The sequence below is a fragment of the Thalassoroseus sp. genome, assembly GCF_984380535.1.
In genome coordinates, this window is the sequence record NZ_CFHRBF010000026.1 from 1 (window position 1) to 14233 (window position 14233).

Annotated in this window: 12 protein-coding genes; 2 read left to right on the plus strand and 10 right to left on the minus strand. The window is 55.2% G+C overall.

The genetic code is table 11. From position 1 onward, the window contains the following. Positions 1-134 precede the first annotated feature (134 nt). Positions 135-419, plus strand: coding sequence for a hypothetical protein (locus tag AC5DDB_RS27570; protein WP_491742992.1), 285 nt, complete (start codon positions 135-137; stop codon positions 417-419). A 125-nt stretch (positions 420-544) separates the two neighbouring features. Here the strand turns inward: AC5DDB_RS27570 and AC5DDB_RS27575 are convergent, their stop codons facing one another. The 5 genes from AC5DDB_RS27575 to AC5DDB_RS27595 all read right to left on the minus strand — a co-directional run bounded on the left by AC5DDB_RS27575 (position 545) and on the right by AC5DDB_RS27595 (position 8039). After that, positions 545-1216 (minus strand): hypothetical protein, encoded by a 672-nt coding sequence (locus AC5DDB_RS27575; protein WP_491742993.1) that lies wholly within the window; start codon positions 1214-1216, stop codon positions 545-547. A gap of 386 nt (positions 1217-1602) precedes the next feature. Beyond that, positions 1603-3366: a glycosyltransferase family 2 protein gene (locus AC5DDB_RS27580; RefSeq protein WP_491742994.1), complete on the minus strand. Its 1764-nt coding sequence runs from the start codon at positions 3364-3366 to the stop codon at positions 1603-1605. Between the two features lie 106 nt (positions 3367-3472). Beyond that, positions 3473-4999 (minus strand): glycosyltransferase, encoded by a 1527-nt coding sequence (locus AC5DDB_RS27585; RefSeq protein WP_491742995.1) that lies wholly within the window; start codon positions 4997-4999, stop codon positions 3473-3475. A gap of 89 nt (positions 5000-5088) precedes the next feature. Next, positions 5089-5223 carry a hypothetical protein gene (locus AC5DDB_RS27590; protein ID WP_491742996.1) on the minus strand — a complete coding sequence of 45 codons (135 nt, stop codon included), beginning with the start codon at positions 5221-5223 and terminating at the stop codon, positions 5089-5091. Positions 5224-5264: 41 nt separating this feature from the next. Then, positions 5265-8039, minus strand: coding sequence for a WD40 repeat domain-containing protein (locus tag AC5DDB_RS27595; protein WP_491742997.1), 2775 nt, complete (start codon positions 8037-8039; stop codon positions 5265-5267). Between the two features lie 238 nt (positions 8040-8277). On the opposite strand from AC5DDB_RS27595, the gene AC5DDB_RS27600 reads away from it, so the two are divergent. After that, positions 8278-8919, plus strand: coding sequence for an SET domain-containing protein (locus AC5DDB_RS27600; protein WP_491742998.1), 642 nt, complete (start codon positions 8278-8280; stop codon positions 8917-8919). Positions 8920-8943: 24 nt separating this feature from the next. Here AC5DDB_RS27600 and AC5DDB_RS27605 read toward each other — a convergent pair whose 3' ends face one another. The 5 genes from AC5DDB_RS27605 to AC5DDB_RS27625 form a co-directional block, all read right to left on the minus strand. After that, the gene (locus AC5DDB_RS27605) at positions 8944-9852 is read right to left on the minus strand and encodes an NAD-dependent epimerase/dehydratase family protein (protein WP_491742999.1); all 909 of its coding nucleotides are present in this window, start codon (positions 9850-9852) and stop codon (positions 8944-8946) included. Between the two features lie 2 nt (positions 9853-9854). Beyond that, positions 9855-10115, minus strand: coding sequence for a hypothetical protein (locus tag AC5DDB_RS27610; RefSeq protein ID WP_491743000.1), 261 nt, complete (start codon positions 10113-10115; stop codon positions 9855-9857). A 296-nt stretch (positions 10116-10411) separates the two neighbouring features. Then, complete coding sequence (locus tag AC5DDB_RS27615; protein ID WP_491743001.1) at positions 10412-12370, minus strand: cytochrome b N-terminal domain-containing protein; 1959 nt, start codon at positions 12368-12370, stop codon at positions 10412-10414. After that, positions 12367-12975 (minus strand): QcrA and Rieske domain-containing protein, encoded by a 609-nt coding sequence (locus AC5DDB_RS27620; RefSeq protein WP_491743002.1) that lies wholly within the window; start codon positions 12973-12975, stop codon positions 12367-12369. Before AC5DDB_RS27620 ends, AC5DDB_RS27615 begins: the two co-directional genes overlap by 4 nt. Positions 12976-13236: 261 nt before the next feature. Continuing rightward, positions 13237-14229 (minus strand): DHH family phosphoesterase, encoded by a 993-nt coding sequence (locus AC5DDB_RS27625; protein WP_491743003.1) that lies wholly within the window; start codon positions 14227-14229, stop codon positions 13237-13239. Between the last annotated feature and the right edge of the window lie 4 nt (positions 14230-14233).

Here is a 14233-nt window from a genome sequence, read left to right on the forward strand (position 1 = left end):
GAAAAATGTGGAACAAAACACCAAACACAACTTGAAACGCAAGACAGTCGCTACTACCTAGAGGCAAGAGCCGGAAATGACCTGAACAATTTGCCTGGTGTCTGTGTCCATTGTATGCACAATGGGAGCCTGATATGCCGCGCAAGAACCGACGAAAGAAAAAGCAACGGGAAAACCGCGTCGATATTCGGAAGAAAGTCAACGCCGCAGTTGCGGAAGCCTATCCGGGTTGCGTCGCTGAGTTTTGTGGTGGGGTGGAACAAAGTCGGATGGCATCGCGTGGAAGAACACTCGGCTTTCGCATCAAGAACCTGCAAACCCGGAAGTATCACTCCAACATCATCTGGGTGAATCCCGAATTTCGCGGAACTTGGCCAACCGCTTGGTTAATCGATGCGGTCGACAAGTCGAACGGGTAATCACGTTCGGGTGCCACTGGCTTTGCCAGTGCGAGTTTAGTGACCGGAATCGTGCGTCGAACAAGCACTGGCGTCGAGATGCCAGTGCTTGCTTCCACAATGTATTCGAGGTCAACGGCTTAAGCTCAATAGTTGAAACCGAGTTGAGCGATTGGTCCTCGGAGTTGCATGTCGTAGGCAAACCGGTCGTTGCCGCTGCCTTGTTCCTGGTCAATATCGAGGAGACGGTAGCCAAGGCTCAATCGACAGTGTTCCGAGCATTGAAATTCCCCGAGCGCTTCGATGTTCCAAGTCAGCTGCGAAGACGATCCAATCCCAAATCCACCAACGTCTCCGCGAAATTTCAGGCACACGTCCTCCGTGACTGGTGCCCGAAAACGACCGCCGATGATCGGATCCACCCAGTGCTGGGAACCGGATGCCGTCACACCACGACCACGAGGGCCGGTGATGGAAATTTCATCGGCATCGAGCAAGTTGTATCGCCCGCCGAGTAACACGTCGGCTTCCCAAGCCGAGTTCCAATCCGTCAGACCCAAATCTTCAGAGACGTCGTAAGTGGCAGCGAAGTCGACGATCGCCTGGGAAAAACCAGCAGTGAGATCGATTCGCGGGAGAATTTTCTCATCGACGCCCAGATTGTAGTAGAACCCGTTCGCCAGAAAGCCCCATCGCTCATAACTGACTTCAAGTTGCCCCGAAAAGATGAAGTCGAAATCCGAAATGCTTTCGAAGATTTCGCGGGTACTCACATTGACGTCGGCTGTTCGGCCGCGAACGGTGGTCGTTCCGTGCATTTCGGGAATCCACCCCGGAATGTCGAACTTGCATTCAAGTTTTGACTCACGACACGGTTCGACGAGGCTGCATCCATTCGAACACCCCGAATCTGCACATTTTGGCATCAAAGAGGTGAATTCCAAGTCGCCCGCTGTCACGACCTCTGTCCGGCTGATTATCGAGAGCACTACAACAACAATGAGGTAATGCGGTTTGGTCATGAGAATCTTTCCCTATTGAAAGAGCATCCGTTTCGAGTCCTGCCAGAGTTCAAATCGACATAACCGATTGATCACGGTGAACTAGAACGTCTCTTTCAACCAGCAAAGAAAGACCACTGTCGTCAGGTTTTATGTGATCGACATAACCGGACTCTATGTTGTCGGGATGAAACCCCTGTCCGTCACGCCGCTCGGCGTTGGCTACGGTCGGTACGTGGCTCTTTCGCCAAATCTCGCACGCCACATTGATTGTTCGTCAATGTGAGGTTCGGATTATAGAACGGATCGTGTCCGAGTTTCTCGCCCCACTTACTGAGCATCGTTTGCTGTTCCCGTTGCCAACGGGGATTGTCGGACTTGTCGGTGCCCCGGGACGCCGATTCGTGATGATAGAGTTCGACCTGCGGACTGTAGACGACGCGATAACCCGCCTCCCGCACGGAGAGACAGAAATCGACATCGTTGTATGCAACCGCTAGACGCTCGTCGAACCCGTCGACTTCGTCCCACACGCGGCGTGTGACCGCTAAACAGGCCCCGGTGACGGCGGAATAATTGCGTGTCGTCTGTAACATTCCGAACGGACCGGCGGCATCGTGCGGTTGAAACTTGAGATGATGAAACGCCGGTTTTGGCCCCGGACCGTCACCTCGCATGATGATGCCCGCATGTTGAATCGTATCGTTCGGGAAGTTCAACTTCGCCCCGACGATGCCAACTTCCGGTTGTTCCAACCAAGCCACGATCACATCCAACCAGTGAGACTCAATGATCGTCATGTCGTTGTTGAGCAGCACAAGATACGGACTGTCACTCGCTGCGACTCCGGCATTGACGACTCGTGAGAAGTTGAACTCCCCCGGCACTGGCACAACACGGATGCGGCTGTCGCTCGACCAAGATTCGAACAGTTCGAGCGTTTCCGTTTCGCAGCTATCGTTATCGGCAATGATGACTTCGAGGTTCGGGTAAGCGGTCTCGGCCAGCACGCTTTCGACACACGCTTTCAGCAAGCCCGCTCGGTCGCGTGTGGGAATCACAATGGATACGCGGTCAGGCCGCTGGGGGCGTACATGCAGAGCATGAACGTTCGGAGTCGCGGTTGGTTCGACCGTGCCGATCATGTCACGTCGTTGTAACGCGGACTCCGCGACCAACCGAGAATCGCGACTCGTTGACTTGGAACATTGGAGCGGATCACCGCTGCCGTGAATATCGTGACGGTGATAGACAATCTCCGGTACTCGGATGACAGAACGGGCTTCTTCACTGACCCGAAGCAGAAGATCGTACTCCCAAGCATCCCCCGCGTCCGACCGCAGCCCCCCGATTTTCCGTACCACCGAAGTTCGCAGGAGCGTCAAACGACTCAGGTAATTTTGCGAAAGAAGAAGCTCCGGTGACCAACTCGGTTTGTGCCACGGGCTATGTTCGCGGTTGCCTTTGCTGATGCGATTTTCGTCGCCGTAGATCAAATCGCAGGTCGGTTCTGCGGCGATGGCTTCCGCAAATTCGATCAATGCATCGGGTGAGATTTCATCGCCGACATCGACGAAGCCCACGAAATCCGTATTACACGACCACAACAATTGATCGGGATTTCCGTCGGTTTGAATGTCGAGCCAAGGATAGATCAATTGCTTCAAGGAACGATCGGTGCGTTTGATCGCCGATTTGTTGGTGGTCTCACCGATCTGAATAAGTTGAATCGTCGGTGCGTCCCGCAGTAGGTCGGCACGTCGTTGTAGTTCGGTTTTCTCCGACGTAGTGAGAGTACGTCGAAGCGTGGCATGAGTTTCCATGCCCAGGCGATGTCTGACGCTCGCGGAAACACGACGGGTCACAAATCGAACGCCCCGCGGCACAGCGGCAAGTCCGTGTTGTTGGGTTGCGGCCTTGAGCCGAGAAGCGGCACGGCGTAGTCGACTGGAGTTGGGGTTCGTCATGACATGAACTCTCTGACACAGAGCGCAAACAAAACCCGCCGTTCAAATGCGGCGGGCGGGCCGCCGAGAACGTGATCCCGGCGGCATCAAATTCCACACCCGCTGACTACGCAGCCCGACGACCAAGAATCCGGTTGATCGCTTTACCCGGGTTGCGAATGGCTTTGCCGACGAGTTGCTTCATCCGACCCAACCCAATCGGTGCCGGCGGTCCGGCTTGAGCAACAGGTGCTTCCACTGGTTCCGGCATTGCGGCTTCGGCGGCTTCCCAAGCTTCTTGGCTGAAGGCGTCTTTCAAGGATTCTTTCAAGTATCCTTCGCGAATGCCGGACAGAACTTCCTTCGCATCGACCGCACCCGCAGCGACGGCAGCGCGGTAATCTTCTTCCCAAACGTGTCGCAGCGGATTCTCGTCGTTCTTCCACGGTTGCGTCGGCACGACGGTGTAGTGCGTCAGTTTGCTGACGTCTTTCTCCCACCATTCCAAGCAGTTCCATTCCGGCGGAATCCGGTCGGCGATTTCGTCTTCGGGAACGATGCACATCTCGAATAGCAAGTCTTGATAAGTGTACTTCTCGTCATCCATGCCCTTGATGATCTCGTCGATCTTCCAATCCAAGCGTTCGCAGTCGAGCAGCATCACGCTCATTTGGCGACCGGGATGGAAATGCTGACCCGGCTTCTGCCAAGCTTTCGGCGTTTCCGGCTGATTGGTGCACAGAATGCGTTGTTCGTTGAACGGGATGTCCCACAGTTCGGCAAGGTCCGTGAAGACTTGCATGTCGGCATCGGTGTAAAGTCCGCGACCGCGATAGCCACACAGTTCCGGAATCACGAAGCGAGCGAACGAGAAACCTGTGCGGCCTCGGTTTTTGTGATGCTTTGGTTTCGGGATCGGCAAGTTGAGCATCGGGTGAACCGTCACCGGTCGCGTAGCGAACTTGCGGATCGAGAACTCCAGAACTCGCGTGGCGACCATCTGCGATTCGTCGGTGCCGACGAACACTCGCATCGGCTCGGACAGCGGAGCGTAATCGATGCCCCACTTCTTCGAGATGGCATTGATCTCGGCGGTTTGGTTGTCGAAGCTGCCATGTCCGTTGGCGAGCATCGTTTTGGTTTCGAGATCGCTAAACGCACCGCTGTAACCGCGACCACCGTCGACGCCCAGCGAGCGAACTTTCTTCGCACCGGCTTGACCAAGAATGTTCAACGCCGCTTCCGCACTGAAGAACTTCGCTTGAATTGTTGGCGAGTTGCCCTTCGGTTTCGCAGAGGAAAGGTTGTACCAGACGAGGCGATTTTCTTCGTCGAGTTTCTTCAAGACCGGAATCTCGGCGACGAAGTCAGCCAGTGTCTTCGAGGTGGGATCATTCTTGACATGCGGATGCCAAGGCATGATCAGATATTGGCAGTTTTTATAAAGTTCTTCGGCACAGTCTTCGGCGACGTCGGCATCGATCATATGAGCCACGTCAACCCGTGTTTGCCGGACGACGTGGTTCAACGAAAGCGTGTGGTATGCGGACGCATCGACGTTCTGGAATTCGGAGAACGTCGGGCCTTTGCCGAGAATCAACCAAGGTTTTTGTTGAACGGCAAACGATTGGATCCATTCGGTCAATTCAATCACGGCAGCCTCCTGCTGACTCGAAAACTCGCTCGATTTGGCATCACACCGCCGGAGTCCCCCCAAGCGGCCATCTGGAAAATCGCCGGATACTAGGAATCTTTCCCAATCCAATCAAGCCGAGTTTCGTCACCGTCGATCTTCGACTTGTGTGGCACGTCCCAGAGCGAAGCGATGGGCGTGGCGAACGTGGAAACCACGACCTTCCCGTCCTTTCCGTTGGTCATGGCCTGCCACCCGAGTCGTGATTCGATCAAAACAGGTTTTGTTACCGTTGGTCTTCAGGAATCGCGACGAAATAGGCTTTGCCGTCGTCGGCGGGCATCACGAGGTGTGAGCCGTCGGGAGACAACCGGCTGAGGTACGTCACACGCGGGAAATCCTGCGAATAGACGGGCGTGGGATTTCCCGGCAACCAGATGTGTAGCCCGCCGGCGTAACCGGTGGTGATCAGTCGTGTGCCGGACTTGTTGAACTGCACGGAGTAGATGTCGTCCTTGTGTCCTTTGCATTCCTGCAGTGGGGCGGGGTTGTCGATGTCCCATAAGAACACCGGACGATCGGTCCCCAAGCCGACACCACCCGCGGCGATTTGCCGACCGTCATCGCGAAATGCAATTGCGTAGATGGCATGTCGCGGTCCATTATAACGCCGTACTTCCGCTCCGGTTTCGACATTCAGCAGCCGCACGGTTTTGTCGGCTCCACCAGTCAACAAATGAGTTCCATCGGGACCGAACGCAACCGCGTAGACGGCATCGTCTTGCGTCGACAGAGTTTTGATCTGGCTCTTCTTTTCGAGATCCCACAGTCGCACGGTCTTATCGGCCGAGGCGGACGCCAGCAGTTTGCCGTCCGGTGAAAACGCGAGTCCGTAGATGCTATCGGAGTGTCCGCGTAAGTCGGCAACTTGCCCAGTCGCTGCAACCGACCACGCTTTGAGGGTCCCATCCAGTCCGGAGGTCCAAGCGGTTTGGTTGTCGGGTTGGAAGACGAGATCGGTGACGGTTTTCGTATGTTCGGACATGATCTGAGCCGGTTCCCGTGACGGCGGTTCGGCGGGTTGCGGGTTGATCGGCGATGGATCGAAGCTGAAAATCTTCTGGTCCGCCGCCCCCGCGAGCAGTTTTTGACTGTCGGGACTATATTCCAGAGAAGTGATGTCGGCCGGCGTTTCGTTGCGAAACTGCATCTGGCGGCTGTTCGCATTCCACAGATACAATTGTTTGCCCGTGCTCGCGGCGACTTGTTGGTTGTTCGGACTCATCACCGCGTTCGTCGCTTCGCCTTCGAAACCCTCGAACCGACGAATCTCGCTGCCGTTGCCAGCGTTCCACATGACAACGCCGCTTTTCGGGCCGGTGGTGAAGTGGTAGGCACTGTTCGCGGAAATCGAAAACGAATTGATGCGTTCCTCGTCGGCTTGTTGTACGAAGTTCACGCAGATCGTGTCCTTGTGCAGTGCGTTGTCGGCTCCGCTGGTGATGACGGTGCGGTGATCGTTCGCAAAGACGGCATCGGTAATCGCTTTTGAATGATGCACGAAATGCTGCAAGGCATCGCCGGACTTCAACTCCCAAACGGTGGCTCGGTCGTCGTCGGTGGAGACGAGTCGTTGGTTGTCCCGACTGAATTGCACGGAGTGCACGGGTTTGCCGAAGCCGGGGAAAGTCTGCACGAGTTTTCCGTCACCGAGATTAAAAATCCGAATCTCTCCGTCCTCACCGGCCGCTGCGATTTTCCCGCTATCGACCGAGATCGCAACCGCGTGCACGGGAGTTCCCACGTCGATTTTGCGTTGTTCTTTCCCGTCAACCGCGTTCCATACGCGAACCGTTTTGTCGATTCCACCGGTAACGATCGTTTGGCTGTTCGGTGCGTAGATCACTCCCGTCACACTGCCTTGATGCCCCGTCAACTCGCGGATTTCGCTCGCATCCTCAGTCTTGAAAATCTTGACGATCCCACTGGCGTCCGCGGAGGCAATTTCTTGTCGATTCGGATGCATACTGACCGAAGTAATCGCTGCCGTTTGAGCCGGGTATTCCTTGATCAACCGGCCATTATTCGGATCGAACAACCGTGTGACCTTGTCCGCCGAACCAGTCAGTACTTGAGCACTGTTGCTGCTATAGGCGACGGCAGTGACTTTATCGTTATGACCTTGCAACACCTGAAGTTGCTGGCCATCACCTTGGTTCCAAATTCGCACGGTTTTGTCATCGGCTGCCGATGCAATGCGGTCGCCATTCGGGTTGATTGCAATGGCCTGAACGGCAGCCTCATGACCAGTGAACTCGCGATGTTCAGGAAATTGATTTGGCCATCGTTTCACGCGACCGTCGGTCGCTGCACTCATCAAACAGGAATTATTCGGAGCAAATTCCAATCCGACGATGCTCGCGGCATGAGCACCAAGCACACTTTGTAAGTGACCATCATTGGCATTGACTACGCGAATGATTCCGTTCGCATCGGCAGAGGCGACTTGTTGGGAATCGTTTCGAAATGCGACCTGTGTGATGGCGGCGGTATGGCCCGTTAGTTCCTGCAGCTGCTTCAACGTGCCATCGTCTGCGACTTCCCAAATTCGCACGACTTTGTCTTGGCCACCGGTCACGAGACGTTTGCCGTCCCCGTTCCGGTCAATCGCGAGAACTCCGCCGCCAGTGACGTCGTGCGAGTAAGTTGCGGAGCGTTTCGGCACATCCCACAGCTTGATGAACCGGTCTCCCGAACCCGATGCGAGTTGCGTACCATCTGGTGAGGTCGCCACACACAACACAATTCCAGAGTGGCCCTCCATCGTGCGGACGGCTTCATGTGTGTTGGCATCCCAAAGTTTTAGCGTATTATCAAACCCGGTCGTTGCGATCCATTGTCCATCGGGTGTAAACGCGACCGCGTATGCGATGCTGTCATGACCGGCCAACGGACCGAGTTCCGGTTCGGCGGCAGTTCCGACTTGAGTTCCAAGGACGGTGGCAAGCAGTCCACAAAAAATCGCCCTGAAACATCGACCTAGTCCGGTGAGAGCACTCATGACCGTTCCTTCCACGCGTCACAGAATCTGAGAAGCAAAACGCATGGTGCCACACCTGGTGAAGGGCGTCAACGGTTCAAGAACGGCTGATACGATCCGACCGGATTCGTACCAACGAAACAACAACGATGAAGGCCAGGCGCTCTAGAATATTTTTTCCGAGATCGGTAAAAATCGCGTGCGAAATTTTAGCCGCTTCCTACTAGGATTCGGCGTCTTTACTTCCTGTGAGCGTACCATGATCCACCCGGCCACCGAGTTGCGTTTTATCAATAATGAAATTGGCTATGGCGTTGTGGCGATCGATTTTATTCCGAAGGGCACGATTACCTGGGTGCTCGACAAACTCGACCGGGAGTTCACCGGTCTGGAACTCATGGAGTTTGACGAAATTTATCAGCAGATCCTGAGTAAATACTGCTTCCGTAACAATGCCGGCAAGTTCGTGCTCTGTTGGGATAACGGCCGATTCGTCAATCACAGTTTTCGCTCCAACTGCCTCTCCACCGCCTACGACTTCGAGTTGGCAGTCCGAGATATTCACCCCGGCGAAGAACTGACAGACGACTATGGTTATCTCAATATTACCGAACCGTTCAAAGGGAAGGATGAAGGTTCACGACGGAAGTATGTCTATCCCGACGACTTGCTGAAGTACCACAAGGTGTGGGACAAGAAGTTGCTCGCGGCGTTCAAGCACATCCCGCGTGTCGATCAACCGCTGCAAGAACTCTTGCCAACAGACACATGGGAAGCTTGTTGTCGAATTGCCAAGGGTGAGGAAAACATGGCTTCCATCTTGGGAAACCACTTCGACCCGAGTAACTCGTCGGAGGAGAAACCTGTCGCGAAGGAATCCGCCCACAAGAAACCGCAATAAGAGTGTTGCCAGGCCGTCGCAAACTCAGGTCTGCCGGGCCGCTGTCACGAGTTGCTCGATCGTCTTCCGTAACAACGCGTCACCGCCGAATTCCATGCCGAGGGCCCGGATTTTCTTGGTGACAATTTGATGCTTCGGTGACTTCGCTTCGCCCTGGATTTCACTGGAACTGCCAGAGACTTCCTTGGCAATCGTGGCCACGTCGAATTCCGAGACGTAGCGATCGTAACAGCTGAAGGCTTCGCCGATGATTTTGTCTTCGTCGGCATTCAGCAGAACGTCAATCGCCTTCGCGACATCGCCGGCGTGCACTTCCTTGCCGCCACGTTCGCAACGAACGTCTTCGTGATTGACGATGCGACGAACAAGCGGAAACCATTTGCTGCGGGTCGCGTCTTGCATCACCCCGTAGACACCGGTCGGTCGGACCGCACAAATCGGGAATCCTTCACCGAGTCCGAAACTGTGCACGAATTTCTCGATGGCGGCTTTATGGGCTCCGTAATGACTCTTTGCCCACAACGGATGCTTTTCGTCGAGGGGGCGATCGTCGAGAATTTGATCATGGACGGCACACGTCGAGACGAACACAAACCGTTTCACATCGGCGTCGCGAGCGACTTGGATAAGTTGTAAGCTGCCAATGATGTTCTTCGTCGTGAAGTCGATCAGGTCGCCTTCGCCCCCCATGAATCCGCCGCCGGGGTGATACAACGCCGAGTGCACGACTGCATCGCAGCCGGTGACGAACTCGACTTCCGCACCGCCCGCCAGTTCGCCTTCGATCCACTCGATGGAATCAGCAACCGACTCCAAACCGCTGCGGTCACTGGATCCGCGATACCAACATCGACAGGTATGCCCGGCGTCAACGAGTCGACGCACGATGTATTGGCCAATAAACCCCGTCGCACCGGTGACGGCTACCTGCATGACTATCCTCGACTGTCCTGTTGAGCGGCCACGTCGGCACCGCAATCATGGCACTCGGTTTCGTCGGGTTGGATCGACGAGCCACAGTAGTCGCAATTCTGCGGCCGCTTAGGTTGGTTCGCTTCCAACTCTTGTTTCATCCGCTGTTGGGCGAGCCGAAAAATTTGCCCCGTCGTGGAGAACGTGCGGAACGACGTATAAATGATGAAAACGAACACAACGAGGAAGATGATTGGGAAGAGACCAAACACTAAATCGAACATACATCACTCCCCGTGATTTGGATTTCATCGCTCCTGAAAAGCACGGTGGAACGGAACGCTCCCCTCAACCGTACATCGTCTCGTATTTTCAAACGTTATTTTGACAACATCGGATCACAACAATCTGCAGAACCAAGCCGTCCGGGGTGGCATGTCCACGGCTTAGCGTGGACATGATTCGACATTCGAACCTCAACGGCCCATGCCCACCCCGAGCGGTGGGCATGCCACCCGATCGTTTCCGACATTTACGAAACGTATGTGTTCCTAGCGACTACGTCGCCATCCATGATCCTCTATTCTCCGTCCGCGGCCTTGTCTTCCGTTGGTTCGTCGATTTCGACGTCGGCTGGTTTCATGACACGGGGAAGTTCGATTTCCGTTTCGGCATAGTCGCCGATCATCCAGCGAGAGAGCATGTTCAAGTCGTGCGGTGAAAGCCGATCCGCGGTGTACGCGGGCATTTGGTTGGCGTCGCCGTAGTGATTGCCACCGCCGGGGTTGGTGATGAAGTCCTTCAACCAATCCGCCGAACCATACTTGTACAAAGTGGGGTAGCCGTAGGAGTCGGCTTCGTCGAGCGTTTGGTGATGACAATCAAAACATCCCGACGACAACTCACCCTCTTCGCCAGTGACGATCGCTTCACCCCGTGTCGCCAGTTTTTCGTCGATTGGCTCGAGATCTTTCCGCCCCGATGCTTTGGCAAAATATTCGACAATGGCTTTCAGATCTTCTTCATTCCCGCTGAGGTATTCGTGGTTGTCTTTCACGAACTCGGCCATTTCAGAGTTGGCGGGGTCAATCACGGAATCCAAATCGTCGTCGGCTTTGGCTTGCTGATACCATTCCGCATTTTTGAGCGGCGCAAAGACCTTGTCATAATTGAGCAGGATTTCGGTCATCCACTCTCGACTGCCGAATTGACCGAGATCGGTTGCGGTCGGTTCGGTGAGAATCTGTTTCGCTTCACCATCCAACTTGACTGTCGACAACACAAAGCGTCGCCGACCGTCATGTCCGTCCCAACGGTGACATGCTGCACATTGTTTCGCAAAAACCTTCGGCCCTTGGGTGAACGGATCATTCGCCAACAGCGAGACTGCCCCTTCGACCGGAATCTTCCGTGGCAAGGCGGCTAGTTCTTGAATACGTTCGCCGTCGATGTGGGCATCTTGCAACGCAAGTTGGTGCTCGACGTCGTTCTTGTCTTCATAGAGTGCTAGGCCAGTCAGGAACACGATGCCGATGACGACCAGCCACATGTAGACCTTATTGAACATGTGACCGCCTTTGATGTGGGCGATCAAGGGCATTGCAATCAGAATCGTGAACAAGAACCCGGGGAAGTAAATCGCCCCGAATGCCAAGCCGAGATGCTCGACCCACTCGTATCGCAAGAAGCGGAACAGGAACAGGTAATACCACTCCGGGCGGGCGGCCGAGTACGGTTCGGATGGATTCGCCGGCGCACTAAGTTCCGCACCGAAATAGACGGCGAAGAACACGACCGTCGCCAACACCGCGAGACACGCGACCGCATCTTTAAGGACTTGATCGGGCCAGAATGTCGTCGTCGGAGCATGTTCGGGGTCCGCCGGGGTAATGCCATGTCGTCGGAAGACATACAAGTGCAGACCCAGAAACGCAATCAGCAACACCGGCAAAACACCGACGTGCAACGCGAAGAAACGGGTCAAGGTTTGGTGTCCGTATTTCGGTCCGCCTTGAACGACCGTTTGGACTTCGTTCCCAATCACCGGCGTTGCCCCGGCGATTTTCGTTGAGACTTGCGTGGCGTAATAGCCTTTCTGATCCCAAGGCAGCAGATACCCCGTCAACGAAAACCCGAAGACAAGCAGCATCAGAACCAAACCCAGCCAGAAGTTGATTTCCCGCGGGGCTTTGTAGGCACCATCGATGATGATTTGCATCAGGTGCAGAGCCATCAACACGACCATCGCTTGGGCCGCGAAATGGTGCATGCCACGCACGAGCCAACCGAGAAACATCTCGTTATTGATGTAGTACACGCTTTCCCAAGCGGTGCTGGCACTCGGGCTATAGGCGGTCCACAAGAAGATGCCGGTGATGAACTGCACGGTGAAGGTATAAACCAGCGTGCTGCCCCAGACATACCGCCAGCGGGAACCACCGGGAATGCGTTCGTAAAGAGCTTCATGCACCAAATGACGCGTGCCGACACGATGATCCAACCAGTCGGCCAACCGTCCGAGAAGGTTCTTGTTTGTCATACCGGAATCTTTTCTGCAGTAGCCGCTCGGAAGTCTTGGTAGTGCACCCAGATTTCGTTTTCGTTGCGAATCTCCGCCTCAAGGATGTCCATCGCTCGTGGGGGAATGTCGTTTTTCTTCTGGCCTTCCAGATCGAATGCGCTCGTGTGACACGGGCAGAAGAAATCCTGCGTCGTGGGGCGGTAATCCACGCCACAACCGAGGTGCGGACACGTCGCATTGAAGACAATGACTTGGTCGCCGATCTTGCGAACGTAAACCGAACCAACTTGCTGATGCAGGAACTTGTTCCAGGCATCGACGCGGTCGGCGAACACGGTCACGCGTTGCGGCGTGCCGTCGGCGGGAAGGGCGTCAACGGTGGTTTCGAGCTTGATGAACTCGTCGTTACCGCCGCCTTTTGCGCGTCGCAAGAGCGGATCGAGGAAGAACAGCACACCAGCGACGAGCGGTGTCATCACGGCTACCGCACCGGCACCGATGGCGATCACCGCCTTCATGAAAAACCGTCGCGGTTCATCGTTGGATAACGGATCGACAGTACCTTGCGATTCGGTTTCGACTTGGGCACTCGTCGTCGGATTCTCGGAAGTTGGTTCAGTCATTGGATCAACCATCCTGGACGGTGAGGTTTAGGGCTGTCTGTCTCAGGGGGGAGTTTGAGGCTTGTGGTCGGCTAAGCGGTCCCGGGTCACTCAAAGACTGGAACGGCTTGGCCACTCATTTTGAGGATGGAGGATAGATGATGGAGGATAGCGGTCATGTGAGGAGTTGGAATTTGCCATCCTCGATCCGCCATCTTCCATCCTCACAATACACTTCGGGGTTGATAATTCAGGTCTGTGCGGGTTCGGGAACAAATCCGCTTACGAATCACATTCCATCGCTTTGAGGAATGCCGACCGCATGGTTGAGACCGCTTCATCGAGCGGCCCTGGCAACACGGCACCGGCGGCTTGCTTGTGACCACCACCGCCGAAGGGTTCGGCAAGGGCGGCGACATTCAAATCGCGTTGGCTTCGTAGGCTGAATTTGATCGTTTTGTTGAGTTGTTCGATGGCGATAAACGCGGCTTGCGTACCGGCGATTTTTAAGGTCTCGTTGACCAGATCTTCGGTGTCGACCGGTGTGGACTCCGTCGCTTCGAAGTCATCCTGCTTCACCTGAATCCAAGCCAACCGACCGCCGCACTCCAGCTGCACGCGAGAGAGAACACGTGCCGCCAACCGCACTTTACCGATCGAATTCTGCTCATATAACTGTTGGTATATTAAATGCGGCTCCGCACCTAAGTCAATTAACCGGCTGATGATTCGCATGGTGTCGCTCGAAGTCGACGAGAATCGAAACCACCCCGTATCGGTGGCGATCGCGCAAAACAGCGGCACAGCCATCGAAGGCGGAACACGGTATCCAAGGGCTTCAGCCATCCGGAAAATCATCGCTCCCGTGGCCTCCGCGGAGGTATCTTTGAACTCGACCGCTTCGAGATCGTCCGAACTCATGTGGTGATCAATGACAACCCGTTTCGCCGACGATTGTCGGAGTGCTTTGCCGACGTCGACCAACTGCACCCAAGCGCTCGTGTCGACGACGATATGCACTTCGGTATCGAGAATTTGATCGACCGTGAAGTCGCGACCAATCTTGTTGACCTTGCCCATGGGATCGAGAAACTCAAGATGAGAGGGCGTGGCCGACGGATTGACGATCCGCACGGACTTATCTTGGTCTTCGAGGATCGCCGCCAATGCGAGTTCCGATCCCAGTGCGTCGGCGTCCGGGCGAACATGACTGGAGATCAGAAACCGCTGGTGCTGATCGATGATGTCTCGCAACGGTTCCCAATTCACACTCATCTTC

Excerpts from the sequence above, each read along its gene's own strand:
- AC5DDB_RS27605 (WP_491742999.1), bottom strand. The coding sequence starts at position 9,852 with ATGCAGGTAGCCGTCACCGGTGCGACGGGGTTTATTGGCCAATACATC.
- AC5DDB_RS27610 (WP_491743000.1), bottom strand. The coding sequence starts at position 10,115 with ATGTTCGATTTAGTGTTTGGTCTCTTCCCAATCATCTTCCTCGTTGTG.
- AC5DDB_RS27615 (WP_491743001.1), bottom strand. The coding sequence starts at position 12,370 with ATGACAAACAAGAACCTTCTCGGACGGTTGGCCGACTGGTTGGATCAT.
- AC5DDB_RS27570 (WP_491742992.1), top strand. The coding sequence starts at position 135 with ATGCCGCGCAAGAACCGACGAAAGAAAAAGCAACGGGAAAACCGCGTC.
- AC5DDB_RS27600 (WP_491742998.1), top strand. The coding sequence starts at position 8,278 with ATGATCCACCCGGCCACCGAGTTGCGTTTTATCAATAATGAAATTGGC.
- AC5DDB_RS27575 (WP_491742993.1), bottom strand. The coding sequence starts at position 1,216 with ATGCACGGAACGACCACCGTTCGCGGCCGAACAGCCGACGTCAATGTG.
- AC5DDB_RS27590 (WP_491742996.1), bottom strand. The coding sequence starts at position 5,223 with ATGACCAACGGAAAGGACGGGAAGGTCGTGGTTTCCACGTTCGCCACG.
- AC5DDB_RS27620 (WP_491743002.1), bottom strand. The coding sequence starts at position 12,975 with ATGACTGAACCAACTTCCGAGAATCCGACGACGAGTGCCCAAGTCGAA.
- AC5DDB_RS27580 (WP_491742994.1), bottom strand. The coding sequence starts at position 3,366 with ATGACGAACCCCAACTCCAGTCGACTACGCCGTGCCGCTTCTCGGCTC.
- AC5DDB_RS27595 (WP_491742997.1), bottom strand. The coding sequence starts at position 8,039 with ATGAGTGCTCTCACCGGACTAGGTCGATGTTTCAGGGCGATTTTTTGT.
- AC5DDB_RS27625 (WP_491743003.1), bottom strand. The coding sequence starts at position 14,229 with ATGAGTGTGAATTGGGAACCGTTGCGAGACATCATCGATCAGCACCAG.